Annotated in this window: 17 protein-coding genes; 4 read left to right on the top strand and 13 right to left on the bottom strand. The window is 66.8% G+C overall.

All coding sequences use genetic code 11. The features are described 5' to 3' along the window. Nucleotides 1-176: 176 nt before the first annotated feature. The 9 genes from C6P64_RS16690 to benA form a co-directional block, all read right to left on the bottom strand. Entirely contained in the window at nucleotides 177-617 is a 441-nt protein-coding gene (locus C6P64_RS16690; protein ID WP_105749668.1) for a hypothetical protein, read from the bottom strand. A gap of 84 nt (nucleotides 618-701) precedes the next feature. Then, nucleotides 702-2,309: an ATP-binding protein gene (locus C6P64_RS16695; protein WP_170073138.1), complete on the bottom strand. Its 1,608-nt coding sequence runs from the start codon at nucleotides 2,307-2,309 to the stop codon at nucleotides 702-704. 30 nt (nucleotides 2,310-2,339) lie between these two features. After that, nucleotides 2,340-3,146: an alpha/beta fold hydrolase gene (locus tag C6P64_RS16700; protein WP_105749670.1), complete on the bottom strand. Its 807-nt coding sequence runs from the start codon at nucleotides 3,144-3,146 to the stop codon at nucleotides 2,340-2,342. Between the two features lie 124 nt (nucleotides 3,147-3,270). Continuing rightward, nucleotides 3,271-4,047 (bottom strand): alpha/beta fold hydrolase, encoded by a 777-nt coding sequence (locus C6P64_RS16705; RefSeq protein WP_105749671.1) that lies wholly within the window; start codon nucleotides 4,045-4,047, stop codon nucleotides 3,271-3,273. 102 nt (nucleotides 4,048-4,149) lie between these two features. Continuing rightward, the gene (locus tag C6P64_RS16710) at nucleotides 4,150-5,484 is read right to left on the bottom strand and encodes an MFS transporter (protein WP_105749672.1); all 1,335 of its coding nucleotides are present in this window, start codon (nucleotides 5,482-5,484) and stop codon (nucleotides 4,150-4,152) included. A gap of 70 nt (nucleotides 5,485-5,554) precedes the next feature. Next, a complete protein-coding gene (locus tag C6P64_RS16715) occupies nucleotides 5,555-6,334 on the bottom strand; it encodes a 1,6-dihydroxycyclohexa-2,4-diene-1-carboxylate dehydrogenase (protein ID WP_105749673.1) in 780 nt (259 codons plus the stop codon). 53 nt (nucleotides 6,335-6,387) lie between these two features. Beyond that, complete coding sequence (gene benC / locus C6P64_RS16720; RefSeq protein WP_105749674.1) at nucleotides 6,388-7,404, bottom strand: benzoate 1,2-dioxygenase electron transfer component BenC; 1,017 nt, start codon at nucleotides 7,402-7,404, stop codon at nucleotides 6,388-6,390. 128 nt (nucleotides 7,405-7,532) lie between these two features. After that, nucleotides 7,533-8,021 (bottom strand): benzoate 1,2-dioxygenase small subunit, encoded by a 489-nt coding sequence (gene benB, locus C6P64_RS16725; RefSeq protein ID WP_105749675.1) that lies wholly within the window; start codon nucleotides 8,019-8,021, stop codon nucleotides 7,533-7,535. An 18-nt stretch (nucleotides 8,022-8,039) separates the two neighbouring features. After that, a complete protein-coding gene (gene benA / locus C6P64_RS16730) occupies nucleotides 8,040-9,404 on the bottom strand; it encodes a benzoate 1,2-dioxygenase large subunit (RefSeq protein WP_105749676.1) in 1,365 nt (454 codons plus the stop codon). Between the two features lie 380 nt (nucleotides 9,405-9,784). Here benA and C6P64_RS16735 point away from each other — a divergent pair, with 380 nt between their 5' ends. Continuing rightward, entirely contained in the window at nucleotides 9,785-10,738 is a 954-nt protein-coding gene (locus C6P64_RS16735; protein ID WP_105749677.1) for a LysR family transcriptional regulator, read from the top strand. Between the two features lie 7 nt (nucleotides 10,739-10,745). Here the strand turns inward: C6P64_RS16735 and C6P64_RS16740 are convergent, their stop codons facing one another. Beyond that, entirely contained in the window at nucleotides 10,746-11,207 is a 462-nt protein-coding gene (locus tag C6P64_RS16740) for a bacteriohemerythrin (RefSeq protein ID WP_105749678.1), read from the bottom strand. Between the two features lie 121 nt (nucleotides 11,208-11,328). Beyond that, on the bottom strand, nucleotides 11,329-13,794 hold the full coding sequence (locus tag C6P64_RS16745) for a Lon protease family protein (RefSeq protein ID WP_105749679.1): 2,466 nt from the start codon (nucleotides 13,792-13,794) through the stop codon (nucleotides 11,329-11,331). Between the two features lie 87 nt (nucleotides 13,795-13,881). Here C6P64_RS16745 and C6P64_RS16750 point away from each other — a divergent pair, with 87 nt between their 5' ends. The 3 genes from C6P64_RS16750 (at nucleotide 13,882) to C6P64_RS16760 (ending at nucleotide 16,756) form a co-directional block, all read left to right on the top strand. Then, the gene (locus C6P64_RS16750) at nucleotides 13,882-14,688 is read left to right on the top strand and encodes a YecA/YgfB family protein (RefSeq protein WP_105749680.1); all 807 of its coding nucleotides are present in this window, start codon (nucleotides 13,882-13,884) and stop codon (nucleotides 14,686-14,688) included. A gap of 98 nt (nucleotides 14,689-14,786) precedes the next feature. Beyond that, entirely contained in the window at nucleotides 14,787-16,268 is a 1,482-nt protein-coding gene (locus C6P64_RS16755; protein ID WP_105749681.1) for a SulP family inorganic anion transporter, read from the top strand. Nucleotides 16,269-16,369: 101 nt separating this feature from the next. Beyond that, complete coding sequence (locus C6P64_RS16760; protein ID WP_105749682.1) at nucleotides 16,370-16,756, top strand: aminoacyl-tRNA synthetase; 387 nt, start codon at nucleotides 16,370-16,372, stop codon at nucleotides 16,754-16,756. Nucleotides 16,757-16,766: 10 nt separating this feature from the next. On the opposite strand, the gene C6P64_RS18055 is transcribed toward C6P64_RS16760, so the two are convergent. Next, a complete protein-coding gene (locus C6P64_RS18055) occupies nucleotides 16,767-16,949 on the bottom strand; it encodes a hypothetical protein (protein WP_146115965.1) in 183 nt (60 codons plus the stop codon). A 203-nt stretch (nucleotides 16,950-17,152) separates the two neighbouring features. Continuing rightward, the gene (locus C6P64_RS16765) at nucleotides 17,153-17,347 is read right to left on the bottom strand and encodes a hypothetical protein (RefSeq protein WP_105749683.1); all 195 of its coding nucleotides are present in this window, start codon (nucleotides 17,345-17,347) and stop codon (nucleotides 17,153-17,155) included. Nucleotides 17,348-17,548 lie beyond the last annotated feature (201 nt).

Genomic DNA, 17,548 nt, shown 5'->3' on the forward strand with positions numbered 1-17,548 from the left:
GGGCACCTTGAAATCACTCGAGTCGCCCCGAAAAAGACGAAGCCCGCACGGGGCGGGCTTCGCGGATTCGACCTGCGCCGCCATCAATGAGTTCTGTGCGCCGGTCGATGAATCAACTGTAGTGGCGCGGACGGCGACTGTCGATCCTGTTCCGGTTACGAAACTCCGGCGTCGATTTATTTGGCTTGCGCCACGGGTTGGGGGTTCTCGGTTTTCTTGTCTACCACCACTGATTCGCCCATTCGCACCGGCAACTGGTTCGGGTAGTCATAGCCCGTCCCCTTGTTGTGATCAATGATGGCTCCAATCCCGCCACCAAAGATGATGTTGCCCCACATCGATCCAGCGGCCCGGGAAACCGCCTTCAGCAAGCCATCAGGCACGCCGTCCTTCTTGCAGGTTACATCCAGATCTTCGTTTGACTTGCGCACCATGACATTGGATGGAGTCTTGGAGTTCCATTGGCCCTTGTCATTCGAGAGCTTGCACTCGGCCTCGACCGGCTGGCCTTGATAGGACGAAGTCAATGCCAGCGATTGACTGGAATCTTGCGTGATCGTCGAGCAGCCGGTGGTGGCGACGATGAGCACGGAAAGCGCAAGGAGGCGGAGTTTCATGAAGGATTGCCTTATGTTTGGCGAAATGATTTTCCATCATTACATTTTTAACTGAATGCAGTCACTGCTGATTCGGGCATGGTGTCAGTCCCGCGGTGCCGGAATCCAGCGATTCAGCGTGACGGCGAGCTGCTCGCGGTTGATCGGCTTGGAGATATGGTCGTTCATGCCGGCGGCTTCGGTCGCCAGCCGGTCCTTGGGCATCACCGCCGCCGTCAGCGCGATGATCGGCACCGGTGCCGCGCCGCGCGCCGCCTCTTGCGCGCGGATGGCACGGGCCGCCTCGAAGCCGTCCATCTCCGGCATCTGCAAGTCCATCAGGATGGCGTCGAAGCGTTCCCGGCCGGCCTTCTCGACCGCCTCGCGGCCTCCGCTGGCCGTCTCGAACTGCAAGCCCAGCTTGCCGACGAAGGCTCGCGCCACCAGCAGGTTGGTCGCGTTGTCATCGACGATCAGCACCCGGGCCTGGCGCCCGGCGGCAGGCTCGATCGACGGCGCGGTCGGCTGGCCGGTCGGCGCCGCTGCCGCCAGCGGTCCGGCGTTGTCCTCTTGCAGCTGCACCGTGAACCAGAACCGGCTGCCCTGGCCTGGCTGGCTCTCGACGCCGATCTCGCCACCCATCAGCTCGACCAGTCGCTTGCTGATCGACAGCCCGAGCCCGCTGCCGCCGTAGCGCCTGGTCGTCGAGTTGTCGGCCTGCTGGAAGGGCCGGAACAGCCGTCTGATCTCCTCGCGCGCGAGCCCGATGCCGCTGTCCTGCACCTCGAAGCGCAGCCGGGTCGCCGTTTCGCTGGCGGCCGCGTCGATCCGGTCGACCCTGACCCTGACCCCGCCGCGGGTGGTGAACTTCAGCGCATTGCTGACCAGGTTGCTGAGCACCTGCAGCAGCCGCAGCGGATCGCCCTTCAGGGACGGCGGCAGGCCCGGCGCGAGTTCGAATTCCAGTGCCAGCCCCCGCTCGGCGGCCTTGAACGAGAACAGCATCCGGGTCTTCTCGAACAGCGCATCGAGCTGCAAGGGCAGCGACTCGAGCGCGAGCCGTCCGGCCTCGACCTTCGAATAGTCCAGGATGTCGTTGAGCACGCCGAGCAGCGCCGTGCCCGAGCCGTAGATCTTGTCGAGATAGTCGCGCTGCTGCGCGTCGAGCGGGGTGTCGAGCAGCAGCCGCGACAGGCCGATCACCGCATTCATCGGCGTGCGGATCTCGTGGCTCATGTTGGCGAGGAACTCGCTCTTGGCCCGGTTGGCGGCTTCGGCCGCTTCCTTGGCCGCAGCCAGCTCGAGCGAATGGGCCTTGAGATCGGCCGCGGCCTGCTGTGCCTGCTGGCTGGCCGCCAGCAGCTTGGCCTCGAAGCGCTGGCGCTCCTGGACCACGAAGAACACCCAGCAGAAGGCCGGCTGGTCCTGGTACAGGATCCGGTCGGCGTTGATCAGCACCGGTATCTCGCGCGGCTCGTGCGTGCGCAGCGTCAAGGCCAGTTCGCGCACCCGGCCCATGTGCAGCAGCATCGGCCAGACATGGGTCTGCAGGAAGATGCGGCTGGCGGGCGGCAGCATGGCTTCCAGTCCAACGGCTTCCCAGTGCTCGCGGCTGCCGCCCAGCACGGCGAGCAGCTCGTCGTTGAGCGCCAGTATCCGGCCGGAGAGGTTGGTGACGAGCAGGGCGCAGGGCAGATCGAGGAAGGCAGGCATCAGGCCTTCTCCCATGTGCAGATCACGGCTTCAGGCATTCGGCAGATAGCGCTGCAAGGCGTCGATCACGAGTTCCGGTCGGCTCATGTGCGCCGAATGGCCCTTGACCTCGAGCAGTTCCAGGGTGCTGCCGCGCAGCTCGCGCTGCAGGTAGTCGCCGACCGAGAGCGGAACCAGGGCATCGTCGCTGTGCTGCAGGATCAGGCAGGGCTTGCTGACCTTGGCCAGGTCGGCACGGTGGTCGGCAAAGAAGGTCGCTTCGGCAAAGGCGCGCGCCAGCACCGGATCGGTCGAGCAGAAGCTGTCGATGAAGGTCCCGGTGACGGGGTCGCCGGGCGCCGTGCCCGCGGCCAGTGGCGCGAGGTAGTTGGCCCAGCCGATATAGTTCATTTCCATCAGTCCGAGCAGGCCCTCGAGGTCGGAGCGCTCGAAACCGCCGTGGTAGTCCGGCGGGTGGTTCAGGAAGCAGGGATTCGGGCCGAGCAGCACCAGGCGCTCGAACAGGTCGGGCCGGGCGATCGAGGCCAGCATGCCGATGTTGCAGCTGACCGAATGCGCGACCAGCGTGATGCCGCGCAGCTCCAGCGCGTCGCAGACCTCGATCATGTCCTGGGCGTAGCCGTTCAGCGTCGCATAGCGCTGCGGGTCGAAGGCGCTTGGATCGGACTGGCCGCTGCCGACATAGTCGAACAGCACCTGGTGGTGCGTGCCCTCGAACGCCCCCGTGATCCGGTGCCACATGTACTGGTTGCAGCCGAAGCCATGGGCATACAGGATCACCGGACCTTGCTGGCCGATTTCGCGCACATGGTTGCGCTGCCGGATGTTCGAGGGCATTTCGATGGGCCTGGGGCAGTGAATGAGGTCAGGCTGGTAATTGATGAATCTATTATATCTTTGTAGCCATGAACCTCAAGCCGTGATGGGCTTTGGCCCTGCAGCAGCACTGCCCGTGACTGCCTCAGCGCAGTCCGGCCCAGAAGCCTTCGAGCAGCCGGGCGAAGGCTTCTGGCTGCTCGACCGCGCTCAGGTGGGCGGCGTCCAGGCTGGCCAGCTGGGCGCCCGGGATGCGGTCGGCGATGAGCTGCGACATCGCGGGCGGGGTGGCCTCGTCGCGGCTGCCGGCGATCACCAGCGTCGGGCAGGCGATGCGTGCATTGCCGGCGTCGAGCGCGATGCCCGCGACCGCGGCGCAGGCGGCGGCGTAGGGGACGGCCGGGGTGGCTTCCAGCACGGCACGCAGCTTGGCGACGCGCTCGGCACCGCCATTGACCTGGTCGGCGCGGAATTCGGGCGTGAACCAGCGCTGCAGCGCGCCGTCGGCGATCGGCGGCACGCCGTTGGCCAGCACGGTGTCGATGCGCGCCTGCCACATGGTGCGCGCGGCTTCGTCGTAGCTGGCGGCCGAGTTGGCGATCACGATGCTGCGCACCAGTTCCGGGTGGCGCGCGGCCAGCGCCTGCGCGGTCATGCCGCCCATCGACAGGCCGACGAAATGCACCGGGCCTGCGCCCTGGGCGCGGATCAGCTCGGCCGCGTCATCGGCCAGGTCGTCCATGCTGTAGGCACCGGCGGTGGCGGGCGTCTGGCCGTGGCCGCGCTGGTCGTAGCGCAGCACGGTGTAGCGGTCCTGCAGCGCGGCGGCGACGCCGTCCCACATGGTCAGATCGCAGCCGAGCGCATGGCTCAGGATGACCAGGGGGCCCTGGCCTTGCTTGAGGGTGTGGAGCTGGGTCATGAATAGCCTCTCGAGGGAAAACACAGGAAAAAACCCCGGCCGGACTGGCCGGCGGGGTTCGCAGCATTGCCGACAGGGCGCGCCCTGTCGCTTCGGTCAGTATCAGGCCGCGTAAGCCGGCTTCGGTGCTGCGGCAGGCCGTTTCTGCAGCAGGCTGAACACCAGCATGGCCAGGGCCGCGATGGCACCCGGGATCGCGAACACCATGAAGTTCAGCTGCAGCGGCAGCTGGGCCGTCATCAGCGCGCCGCCCAGCAGCGGGCCGACGATGGCGCCGTTGCGGCCGATGCCCGAGGCCCAGCCCAGGCCGGTGGAGCGGATCGACATGCCGTAGAACTGTGCCGTGCCGGCGTAGAGCAGGATCTGGGTGCCGATGGTGGTCGCGCCGGCGATGAAGATCAGCAGGTACAGCATCTCGGTCGAGCTCTTGAAGCCGAGCAGGCTGATCGACACCGCGGCGGCGGCGAAGAAGCCGACCATGACCTTGTACAGGTTGAAGCGGTCGCCCAGCCAGCCACCCAGGATGGCGCCGGCCATGCCGCCGAAGTTCAGCGCGAGCAGGAAGCTCAGGCTCGAGCCCAGGCTGTAGCCGGCCTGGGCCATCAGCTTGGGCAGCCAGGAGCTCAGCGCGTAGACCATCAGCAGGCAGCAGAAGAAGGCGACCCACAGGCACAGGGTGCGCAGCAGGCGGCCTTCGCGGAACAGCTCGACCACCGAGGCGCTGCGGCCCTTGGTGTCGTGCAGCACGAGTTCGTCATTGGCAGTCACCGAGCGGCTGGCGTCGACGCGGGCCAGGATGGAGCGGGCCTGCTCGTGACGGCCCTGGCGCACCAGGAAGCCGACCGATTCCGGCAGCAGGTACAGGATCACGGGCAGCAGCAGCAGCGGGATGCCGGCGGCGAAGAACATCGACTGCCAGCCGAAGGCCGGCAGCATGTAGATGCCGACGCCAGCGGCCAGCATGCCGCCGAGCGAGTAGCCGCTGAACATCACGGCCACCAGCGTGCTGCGCAGGCGCTTGGGGGCGTATTCGCTCATCAGCGCCACCGCGTTGGGCATCAGGCCGCCGCAGCCGAGGCCGGCGATGAAGCGGAAGATGCCGAACTCGGTCGGGCTGGTGGCGAAGCCGTTGGTGATGGTGGCAATCGAGAACAGCGCGAAGCAGATCGCGATGCCCTTCTTGCGGCCGATCTTGTCGGCCAGGGTGCCGAAGACCAGGGCGCCGAACATCATGCCGAACAGCGCATAGCTGCCCAGGGCGCCGGCCTGCAGCGGGCTCAGGTTCCATTCCTTCATGATCGCCGGCAGCACGACGCCGAAGATGAACAGGTCGTAGCCGTCGAAGATCAGTAGCAGCGCGCACAGGCACATGACCATCCAGTGGAAGCTGGAGAACTTCGCGTGGTCTATGACCTCATGGACATCGATCTTTTTCATTTGTCTCTCTACTCTAGTGGGCAAAAAAAACCAGGGCGGCATGGCTGCCCTGGCGATGGAGTCGTGTTCGTCAGCCGAGGTCGCCGCCGCCGACCGGCAGCGTCGAGCCGGTGATGTAGGACGCCTCGTCCGAAGCCAGGAAGCAGATGGCGTTGACCTGCTCGTCGATCGTGCCGTAGCGCTTCATCAGCGTCGAATCGACGGTCTGGTCGATGATCTGCTGGTACCAGGCCTTTTCCTGCTCGGTCTGCTCGTTGGTGTTGCGCGGCACGCGGCGCGGCGGTGCCTCGGTGCCACCGGTGGCGATCGCGTTGACGCGGATGCCGCGCTGGGCGTTCTCGAACGCCAGGCAGGCCGTCATGGCGTTGACGCCGCCCTTGGCTGCGCCGTAGGGCACGCGGTTGATGCTGCGCGTCGCGATCGACGAGACGTTGACGATGGCGCCGCTTTGCTGCTTGAGCATGTAGGGCAGCACCGCATGGCAGCACCACAGGGTGGGAAAGAGCGAACGGCGCACTTCGGCCTCGATCTCGTTTTCCTGGTAATGCTCGAAGGGCTTGGTCCAGATCGTGCCGCCGACGTTGTTGACCAGCACGTCGATGCGGCCGAACTTCTCGGCCGCCTGCTCCATGACCCGGTGGCAGTCGGCGAACTTTTCCATGTCGGCGGTCAGCGCCAGCACGTCGACCTTCTTCTTCTTGAGCTGGTCGCGCAGTTCGAACACCAGTTCCGAGCGGTCGACCAGCACCAGCTGTGCGCCTTCCTTGGCCATGCGCAGCGCGACGCCGTGGCCGATGCCCTGGGCGGCGCCGGTGATCACGGCCACCTTGTTCTTGAATCGTTTAGTCATGCGGATGGAGATGAAAAAGCCCGTTGGCACGGGCTGTTGGCTGGGATCAGCAATCAGGCGCTGGCCGCGAACTTCTCGTAGTGGAAGCTGACGGGCTTGACGCCCTGGTCGCGCAGGTACTGGTTGACCGCCTCGACCATGGGCGGCGGGCCGCACAGGTAGATGTCGACCTCGCCGTCATGGAGCTGGCCGGCCTCGAGGTGGTTGGTGACATAGCCCTTCTTCGGCTGGGCGCTGTTGGGATCGACCACGACCAGCGCATAGCTGAAGTTGGGCATGGACTGCGCGAAGGCTTCCAGCTTGTCGATGTCGACCAGGTCGGTGTCGTTGTTGACGCCGTAGATCAGGTGGACCGGGAACGGGCTGCCGCCGGCGGCCGCGATCTTGTCCAGCATGGCGGTGAACGGTGCCAGGCCGGTGCCGCCGGCCAGCATCAGCACCGGGCGCACGATGTCGCGCAGGTAGAAGCTGCCCTTGGGGCCGTTCATGACCAGGGTGTCGCCCGGCTTGGCCGATCCGGTCAGGTAGCTGCTCATCAGGCCGCCCGGCACGTTGCGGATCAGGAACGAGACCTCGCCGTCCTTGGGCATGGAGCTGAAGGAGTAGGCGCGATGCGCCTCGGTGCCCGGCACCTGCAGGTTGGCGTACTGGCCCGGCAGGAAGGACAGTTTCTGGATGTCGTCGCCCGCCACGGTCAGCGTGATGGTGCTGTCGGAGACCAGGCGCACGTCCTTGATGGTCGTGGTCAGGCTGGTCTGCGCGGTCTTGCAGACGGCCGAGGAGGCGGGAATGCTCACCACGCAGTCGCTCTTCGGACGCATCTGGCAGGTCAGCACGAAGCCTTCCTTGAGCTCCTCCTCGGTCAGCGCGTCGTCGATGTAGTTGCTGCCCATGTCGAACTCGCCCGACTCGCAGCTGGACTTGCAGGCGCCGCAGGCGCCGTCGCGGCAGTCGATGGGGACGTTGATCTTCTGGCGATAGGCGGCATCGGCCACGGTCTCGCTGTCTTTGCAGTCGATGAAGCGCGTGACCCCATCCTCGAAATTAAGGGCGATTTTGTAAGTCGACATGATGTTCTCTCGGTTGCTGGGTGGAGCAAGCCGGGTTTGCCCGGGGAAAAAGACCGGCGCCAGCCCCTGCGAAGCCGGCGCCGTTGCCTCCGGATCCAGTCTGGCCCCGCCAGGGGGCCGGACCGTGATCAGAGGTGGTAAACGTCGAGGACGTGGCGGATGTAGTCGTTCTTGAGCACGACCTTCTTCGATTTGATCACCGGCTTGGCGCCCGAGAAGTCGATCGTCAGGAAGCTGGTGCCGGCGAAGGTGTCGGTCACGTTGTAGCGCACGCTCAGCGTGAACCAGTTGTGGCGGACCTTCACGACATCGCCATTGCGCTCGACGATCTCGACGTTGGAGATGTTGTGCGAGGTGCGGGTGTCGGGGATGGTCGCGCTGGAACGCTCGGTGCGGATGCGGAAGACGCGGTCTTCCAGGCCGCCACGGCTCGGGTAGTAGATCAGCGAGATCTCGGTCTGCGGATTGGTGGTCAGTTCACCGTCGTCGGCCCAGGCCGGCATCCAGAACTCGGCCTGCGGGTCGTACATCTCGATCCAGGCGTCCCAGTCGCGGTCGTCGAGCAGACGGGCTTCCTGGTACAGGAAGGCGCAGACGTTTTCGTAGGAGGTGGTCATGCTGTGGCTCTCCGGTGTTTACTTGGCGTTGGCTTGTGCAGCTTCTTCGGCGTCGACTGCCTTGCGCATCTGCTCGACCCAGTAGGTGTGCTGGGCGACATACAGGCCTTCGTCTTCGGTCTTCACACCGGACAGGATGGGCTTGAGACCGATCTTGTCGGCTTCGGCGTCGGGGCCGCGCACCCAGTGCTCGGCGCCGCGCGACATGTCGTTCCAGGGAGCGGCAGCGCCCTTGTAGCCTTGCTGGCAGGAACGGAACTCTTCCAGGTCGTCCGGCGTGGCCATGCCGGTGGCGTTGAAGAAGTCCTCGTACTGGCGGATGCGGCGGGCACGGGCCTCGGCGCTTTCACCCTTGGGCGCGATGCAGTAGATGGTGACTTCGGTCTTGTCGACCGAGATCGGGCGCAGCACGCGGATCTGCGAGCTGAACTGGTCCATCAGGTAGACGTTCGGGTACAGGCAGAGGTTGCGCGAGTTGTTGATCATCCACTCGGCCTGGTTGGCGCCCACGCGCTCGGCGAGCTGCTCGCGCACCGGGTACAGCGGACGGTCTTCCGGGTTGTCCCAGCGGGTCCACAGCAGCAGGTGGCCGTTCTCGAACGAGTAGGAGCCGCCGCCCTTCTTGGCCCAGCCGCCGGCGCTCATGGCCTTGATCTGGTCGTTGCCGGCTTCGCGCTCCTTGCGCGCGGCCTGGGTGGCGGCGTAGTTCCAGTGCACGGCGGTCACGTGGTAGCCGTCGGCGCCGTTCTCGGCCTGCAGCTTCCAGTTGCCTTCGAACCAGTAGGTCGAGGCGCCGCGCAGCACCTCCAGGCCTTCCTCGGACTGGTCGACGATCATGTCGATGATCTTGCGCGACTCGCCCAGGAACTCCTCGATCGGTTGCACGTCGGCGTTCAGCGAGCCGAACAGGAAACCGCGGTAGTTGGCGAACTTGGCGATCTTGGTCAGGTCGTGGCTGCCTTCCTTGTTGAAGGTGTCAGGGTAGCCGGTGTTGTCCGGGTCCTTGATCTTGAGCAGCTTGCCGGAGTTGTTGAAGGTCCAGCCGTGGAAGGGGCAGGTGAAGGTGCCCTTGTTGCCGGTCTTGAAGCGGGCCAGCTGCGCGCCGCGGTGGGCGCAGGCGTTGATGAAGCAGTTCAGCTCGCCGGCGCGGTTGCGGGTGATCATCACCGGCTGGCGGCCGATGGTGGTGGTGAAGTAGTCGTTGGTGTTCGGGATCTGGCTTTCGTGAGCCAGGTAGATCCAGTTGCCTTCGAAGATGTGCTTCATCTCGAGGTCGAACAGCTCCGGGTCGGTGAAGACGGAACGCTTGACGCGGTGCAGGCCCGAGTCGTGGTCATCGACCAGCATGCCTTCCAGGCGCTCGCGCAGATTTTCTTGGCTCATAAATGATCTCCGTTTGGACTTGTAGCTCTGGTCCGCTGCGGCAGGGGCCGAAACGGCTGGGTCGGCAGGCAGGTCTGTCAGGAGAGGAGGAAGTCCCTGCCGGACAGTGCGGGCGGCATGCTCAGTGGCTGGCAGGTGACGGTGCGACGCCGTCGGGCGCATGCCGCTGGTGGGAGCGGTGCCCGCTGTCGCTGTTCTTGTCTCCTGCGGTAGCCTGCGTCGCGGTACCGTCTGCTCCCCTGCTGCTGCGACCACTGGACCTTGGGTCCGGTCGCTGGCGTTCCAGGGGCTTGCTTGTTTTCCGGGGTGAATCTTATGAATAAAACCTGATCCAGATCAAAGACTGTTTTAGAATCATCCGATACTCAGAAAGTATCGCGATGGATTTTCGGCACCTCAAGTATTTCGTCGCAGTGGCGCAGGAGCGCAGCTTCACCCGGGCGGCCGAACGGCTCTATATCTCGCAGCCACCGCTGAGCCGGCAGATCCAGCAGCTCGAGGAGGAACTCGGCCTCAAGCTGCTCGACCGCGAGGCCAGGCCGCTGGCGCTGACCGAGGCCGGCCGCTTCTTCCATGCCCGCGCGGTACGCATGCTCGAGCAGCTCGACGAGACCATCGCGATGACGCGCCGGCTGTCACAGGTCGACCGCCGGCTGGTGATCGGCTTCGTGCCCTCGACCATGTATGGCGCGCTGCCGCGCATCGCGCGCCTGTTCCGCGCCCGTCGGCCCCAGGTGCCGCTGGTGCTGGTCGAGAAGACCACGGTCGAGCAGGGCGAGGCGCTCAAGGCCGGCCAGATCGACGTCGGCTTCGGCCGGGTCCGCTTCGACGACCCCAGCCTCAGGCGCGAGGTGCTGCGCGAGGAACCGCTGGTGCTGGCCATACCCAGCGAGCATCCGCTCGCGGCCGAGCAAGGGCCGGTCAGCCTGGCACAGGCCGCGGCCTTCCCGCAGCTGATCTACCCGCGCAAGCCGCGCCCGAGCTATGCCGACCATGTGCTGTCGCTGTTCCGCGACCTGGGCCTGGAGCCGGTCGAGGTGCATGAGGTGCAGGAGATGCAGACCGCGCTCGGCCTGGTCGCGGCCGGCATGGGGCTGTGCCTGGTGCCGGCAAGCGCACAGCGGCTGCGCCCGGACGAGGTGGTCTATCGCCCGCTGCTCGAGTCGAACGCGACCTCGCCGATCATCATGAGCACGCGGCTGAACGACCAGTCCGACGACATCGTGCTGCTGCGCGAGCTGATCAACGAGGTCTACCGCCTGCAGGCGGTAGAAAGGCTGGAGGCCGAGCGCAAGTCGATGCCGGTGCTGACCGGCCCGCGCAGCAGCCCCTGAGCCGGCTTCAGCGCAGCTGCAGGCCGCGGCGCAGCACCACCGGCTTGCCGCCCAGGCGGTTCTTGCTCATCCAGTGCGCCAGCGCCGAGTCGAGCTGGTCGGCATGCTTGGGGAACCAGTCGGCCAGATGCTCGACCAGGTCGCGCACCACGTCGGCGCCGAGCTCGCCCTTGGCGAACATCGCGCCGACCTCGTGCACCGAGGCCAGCACGGCGGCATGTTCGTCGATGTGGCAGTCGCGCGGCGGGAAGTCGGTTTCCCGCATCCAGCGGTTTTCCATCTCGAAATGGGCTTCGCAATGGCGCGTGAACTCGGCCAGTAGGTCGGCCAGTTCGGCGTCGGCGGCGGTCTGCATGCGGCCGACCAGGCCGACGAATTCCTCGTGCACCTCGTCGATGGGCGTGTAGCCCAGCAGGTACATATCGTTCCAGTGCATGGATTGCTGGTCGGGGTGTTGCTCGTTGCTCATGTCTCTTCTGGCTGGTCTGTCCGGGAGGGGAGGGCGGTGACGCGATGGCGCCGGACCGCGGCTGGGCCTGAAGTATGAACCAGCCCGGCCGGTTTTGCCGCGCGCCTTGGCCGCCGCGGCTTCAGCGGCGGCGCCAGGCCTTGGGATTGCTCGCGCGCAGGCAGGCGCGCCGGAAGGCCTGCAGCGTGGCCTCGGCGAGGCCCAGGATGCTGCCTTCGGGGTAGCCGGCCGGATGCGTCCGGTTGCAGGCCGGGCCGGGCAGGGCGACCGGGCAGGGCTGGCCGGGATCGGCGCCGAAGGGGCGGCCCAGCAGCAGCTCGGCGCCCTCGCTGATGTGCTGCGCGGTGTGGATATGGAAGCAGCCCTGCTCGACCGCCGCGCAGACCTCGCGCGACAGCATCAGGTGGCGCCGGTTGCGCGCCGGGATCAGCACCCCCTGCTGGCCGTCGAGCCCGGCATCGCGGCAGACCGCGAAGAAGCCCTCGATCTTCTCGTTGACGCCGCCGATCGGCAGCACTTCGCCATAGGGGCTGATCGCGCCCGTGACCGCGATGCCCTGGCGCAGCGGCAGACCTGACAGCGAGGACAGCAGCGCGTAGAGCTCGGCGCAGCTGGCCGAGTCGCCCTCGACGCCGGAGTATTCCTGCTCGAACACGATCGAGGCGCTCAGCGCCAGCGGCGCGATATGGCCGAACAGCGCCGACAGGTAGCTCTGCAGGATCAGCACCGCCTTGTCGTGGATCGGACCCGACAGCTCGACCTCGCGCTCGATGTTGAGCAGGCCCTCGGTGCCGGCGACGGTGCGCACCGTCACCTTCATCGGCTGGCCGAAGCGGTAGTCGCCGAGGTCGATCACGGTCAGGCCGTTGAGCTGGCCGACCCGCTCGCCGCTGAGTGCGATGATGCGCTCGCCGTCGGCGATGGTCTCGCGCAGGCGCTGCTCGAGGTAGTCGTGGCGGTGGCGCTGCGCCTGCAAGGCGGCGGCGACATCCTCGGCATCGACCCGCCGCGCGCCGCGCGCCTGCGCCACCGCCGCGCTCTCGACCACCAGCGCCTCGGTGCGCGAGAAGGCCGCGCACTGGCGCGCCTGGTCCTCGGTCTGGCGGTGGCTGTCCTCGATCAGGCGCGCCACCGCTGCGGCGCTGAAATGCGGCAGGCCCAGGCGCGCGCAGACATGGGACACGAAGACGCCGCTGGCGCGCCGCGTCGCGTCGCTGGCCAGGAAGCTGTCGGCGAAATCGACCTTGGCGCGGAAATGGCGCGCGAACTCGGGGTCGCCCTCCTGCAGCGCGTAGTAATGCTCGTCTGAGCCGACCAGTACCAGCTTGACATCGACATCGACCGCCTCGGGCTCGAGCGAGGTCGAGGCCTGTGCCGAGTACACCACCGCCGGTTCCTCGATCTGCAGCCGGCCGTTGCGCAGGAAGCGGCGCAGCTTCTCCCACACCAGCTCGTCGGCCAGCAGGTCGCGCATGTGCAGCATCAGGAAGCCGCCATGGGCCTTGAGCAGGCTGCCGGCGCGGATGCGCGAGAAGTCGGTCACCAGCACGTCGTTCTCGGACTGGTACTCGATGCTGCCGAACAGCGACCGGAACAGCGGGTTGTTCTCGACGATGACGGGAGCGCCGTGCGCGCCCGCGTTGTCGACCACCAGGTTGACGCGGTAGCGCGCCAGCACCTGGGCCAGCGCCTCCTTGCGCTCGGGCTCGTCGTCGGGCTCGCCGCTCTCGAACAGCTGCAGGTGCTCGAGCAGGTCGATGGCGACCTGCTCGAGCCAGGCGCCGAGCTTGCGCGTGTCCTTGATCTGCTTCTTCAGGCCCTGGCGGATCGCCTGCAGCTCGCGCTCGAGCAGTGGCTTGACGGCCTGCAGCCGCAGCGCGGTCACGCCCTCGTCGAGCGCGCGCTCGAGCGGCCGGGTCAGCTCGAGGAAGCGCAGGATCTCGGCGCGCAGCTCGCGTTCGCCCTGGTCGTAGCGCTCGCGCTCCTCCTGCGGCAGACCGGCGAGTTCGGCCTCGGTCAGGCCCTGCCCCTTGCTGCCGATCAGGGTCAGGATCAGCTGGCCACCCTCGCGCCGCAGCGCGAAGTGGCGCTCGGCGGCAAAGGCCGACAGCGCCTGGTAGGCCTCGGCCTCGCGTTCGGCGTAGTCATGCTCGAGCTTGTCCTGTGCGGCCTTGAAGTCGGATTCGGCAAAGCGCTTCGGGATGTCGGCCTGCAGCGACTTGACCAGCTGGACCATGGACTGGCGCAGCTGGCGTCCCTCGCCGGCGGGCAGACGCAGCGCGCGCGGGCGCTCGGGCGCATCGAAGTTGTGCAGGTAGCACAGGTCGGGCGGGGCCGGACGCCGGGCAGCGGCGGCCTGCATCTCCTGCTGCAGCAGGGTCGAGCGCCCGGTGCCGATGTCGCCGAGCACGAACAGGTGGTAGTCCGGGTGGTCGAGCCCGAGCCCGAAGCGGGCCGCGGTCAGCGCGCGCTCCTGGCCGATCCAGGGCAGTTCCTCCTGCGCCAGTTCGGCCGTGTCGGCAAAGCCGAGCTGGGCGGGATCGAGCTGCAGGCGCAGCTCGGCGGGAGTGAGTCGGATGGCTGGCATGCGGGCTCCTGATCTGCCGCTCCAGTCTAGCCCTGAACGCCCGTGCCTGCCTAGCCAGCCGCCACGGCAGGCCGTTACACTGCCTGCATGAACACCGCTACCCCCGCCCTTGAGCCCATGAACGACCAGGACTTCGACGCGCTCGACCAGATCCTGGACAGCCTGCGCGAGCGCCTCGACGAAGTCCCGCAATGGGAATTCTGCGAGGGCGCGATCGCCGCGCTGATCTGCTGCCGCCGCGACATTCCGGCGGCCGAATATTTCGGCGCCCTGATGGGCGACGAGGACAGCGGCCAGTTCGGCCCCGAGCTGTTCGCTTCGCCCGAGCAGTACGAGCAGTTCCTGACGCTGTGGAACCGGCGCTGGAACGAGGTCGTGGCGGCGCTCGACGCCCAGGTCGACAACCTCGAGGACCCGCAGGCCTATGCGCCCGAGGTGATGGACGTGCGCGGCGCCGTGCTGGCCATGAGCGAGCAGGAGCGCGCCGAGATGGCCGACGAGCTGGCCGACGAGGAGCTGCCCTATTTCGCCCAGGTCTGGGCGCTGGGCTTCATGTTCGTGGTCGAGACCTGGCCCGAGGAATGGGCCGCCCCGCGCGACAAGGAAGCGCGCGAGTGGCTGGAGGATGCGCTGAACCGCATCGTCACGCTGACCGAGGACGACGACGGCGAGCCGGTCATCAGCATGTTCGGCGAGGACAGCCCGCCGAGCGTGAGCCAGGAGCGCATCAACGCCTATGGCGACGCGATCTGGGCCGCCTACGACCTGCGCGATCTCTGGAAGAGCATCGGCCCGCGCGTCGAGCAGGTGGTCAAGGGCGATGAGCCCGGCCGCAACGACGCCTGCCCCTGCGGCAGCGGCAAGAAGTACAAGAAATGCTGCGGCGCCAATTGATCCGGGCCTGATTCCCTAGCCTCATTACCTGGCCTGGTCCCGGGCTGGAATGCCGGTGCTGCCCCATGGGGTGGCGCCGGCTTTTTTGATTTGAAGCCATGAAGCCTTCCCTGCAACGCCTGCGCGCCGAATGGGCGCCGAGCATCCCGCGCGAGCTGCTGGCCGGTGCGGTCGCGACCTTCGCGCTGATCCCCGAGGTGATCGCGTTCTCCTTCGTCGCCGGCGTCGATCCGGCGGTCGGGCTGTTCGCCTCCTTCGTCATCAGCCTGGTGATCGCCTTCGCGGGCGGACGTCCGGCCATGGTGTCGGCGGCGGCCGGCTCGGTGGCGCTGGTGGCGGCGCCGCTGATGGCCTCGCATGGGCTGCAGTACCTGCTCGCGGCCGGCCTGCTGGCCGGGCTGGTGCAGGTCGGCTTCGGTCTGCTGCGGCTGGGCGTGCTGGTGCGCTTCGTCTCGAGCTCGGTGCGCACCGGCTTCGTCAATGCGCTGGCAATCCTGATCTTTGCCGCGCAATGGCCCCATCTGCAGGCCGCCAACGGTATCGGCTGGGCCATGCTGGCGCTGGGCCTGGCGCTGATCTACGGCCTGCCGCTGTTGCCCGGACGTGCCTTCACGCTGATCCCGCCGCCGCTGATCTGCGTGCTGGTGCTGACGCTGCTGAGTCAGGCGCTGGGCCTGCCGCTGGCGACGGTGGCCGATCTGGGCCGGCTGCCCGAGGCGCTGCCGAGCTTAGCCCTGCCCGCGGTGCCGCTCTCGCTCGAGACGCTGCGCATCATCGCGCTGCCGGCGCTGGCGATTGCCATGGTCGGCCTGCTCGAGTCGGTGCTGACCGCCGCCGTGGTCGACGAGATGACCGAGACCCCGAGCGACAAGAACCGCGAGTGCTCGGGCCTGGGCCTGGCCAATATCGGGGCCAGCCTGTTCGGCGGCATCGCGGGCTGCGGCATGATTGGCCAGGCGGTCGGCAACGTGAAGTACGGCGGTCGAGGACGCCTGTCGACGCTGTTCGCCGGTGTCTTCCTGTTGCTGCTGATGGTGCTGCTCAAGCCCTGGGTGTCGCAGGTGCCGGTGATGGCGCTGGTCGCGATCATGGTGATGGTGTCGGCGTCCACCTTCGACTGGAAGTCGCTGCGCGCGCTGGTGGTCCATCCGCGCAGCTCGAGTGCCGTCATGCTGGCGACCGTGGTGGTGACGATCGCGACCCACAACCTGGCCGCTGGCGTCGGCATCGGCGTGCTGCTCAGCGGCGTGCTGTTCGCGGTCAAGGTGTCGCGGATGCTCGAGGTCAGGGCGGAGGACGACGCCGCCACTGGACTGCGCACCTGGCGCGTGACCGGCCAGGTCTTCTTTGCCTCGGCCGACGCCTTCATCGAGGCCTTCGACATCCTCGACGTCGAGCGGCGGCCGGTGCGCATCGACCTCGCGCGCGCGCATTTCTGGGACATCACGGCGGTGGCGGCGCTCGACAAGGTGGTCGAGCGGCTGCGCCACCATGGCTGCGTGGTCGAGGTGGTCGGGCTCAACGAGGCCAGCGCGGTGCTGATCGACCGGCTCGGGGCCAGGGCCGGCGAAGCCGCCTGAGCCGGCTGCCGGCGTCTCGTCCGGAGCGGGCGCGGCCCGGGCTTGACGCCCAGGCCGCCCGCGCGTTCAATCATTCCAGCATCCACCGCCAGGAGATCAACATGCGCATCAGCGACCAGGACTATTTCCGCAGCTGCATCGCCAAGGAGCGCCAGCTGGCGCAGCTGCTGGGCCACCGCCAGATCGAGGAATGCTACGAGAGCGTCGGCACGCTCTGGGACGGCGCGCAGAAGCTGCCGGCCTGGACGCGCGACTGGGCGGCCTGCGGGCCGCTGCTGGCGCGCTTCGGCATCCCTGTCGTCTTCGTGACGCCCGAAGGGGCGGACGAGCCGGACCATGCCCACATCGGCGCGACCCGGGTGCGCTTTGCCGACCATCCCGATCGCGACCGAGCGCTGATGTCAGGCATCGTCAGGGAAGTGATTCGGCGGCTGGAGCACCCGCACCCACACCTTGCGGCTGCCGAGCCCTTGCGGCCGCTACCTTGAGTGCTGTAGATCAGTGTGTCAGTTGAGCGGGCACCTGGCGCATGGATTCCTTGATGTTTTCCTTGATCGAGCGCTTGTTGGCGATGCGTTGTCGTTCGAAGACTACCAAGTCCTCGGAAGTCGTCGCGGTGCCCGTTGCGCTGATTGGCAAGCCCAAGCGCCACCCTTCGCCTTCGATCGTGGTGTAGTGCACCGTCGACTGCTTATCGAAAGTGAGGCCGAACAGTGGCTGTTGCAGCGACAGTAACTCGGCGTCGATCTGGTTACGGCCACTGACTGGGTGAAAGAAGAGCGCTGTAAAAAAGTGCTATGGTTGCCGCTGGTGTCCTTGCTAAAGTGGTGGTGCAATAAAGTATAAGCCCAGGGTTATTATTGAGGTGGCAATCATTAACCTGATCAAGCGGCATAAAGCACAGAGTCATGCTGGAGATAGGATTTCACCCACTCCGTGTTGCTGATCAGGAACTGCATGAAGGCTGCTGCCTTCCCCAGCAGTCCGTCTCGAGTCCTGCAGCGGTTGGCGCTGCGCAACTGCGTCTTGAAGTCCCGGTTGAGGTACTCATCCGGGTTGCTCTGCGGTGCGTAGGGCATCGCAGAGACCGCCCGAATGGCCGGCTGCAGCCGAGCTCCAGCCAGGTCAAGCGCGTAATGGCACTGCTGAGGGCAGCCAGTGCCCCCGTAGCAGCGTAGTACCTCCTGCAATGCACCATCGACGCTGAACGATGCCTGTCAACCCGCAGAGTTGGCCGGCATTCCAGGCCACACGCAAACAGGCTTTGTTGCGCAATTCAA

The organism is Malikia granosa (assembly GCF_002980595.1).
Lineage (GTDB): Bacteria > Pseudomonadota > Gammaproteobacteria > Burkholderiales > Burkholderiaceae_C > Malikia > Malikia granosa.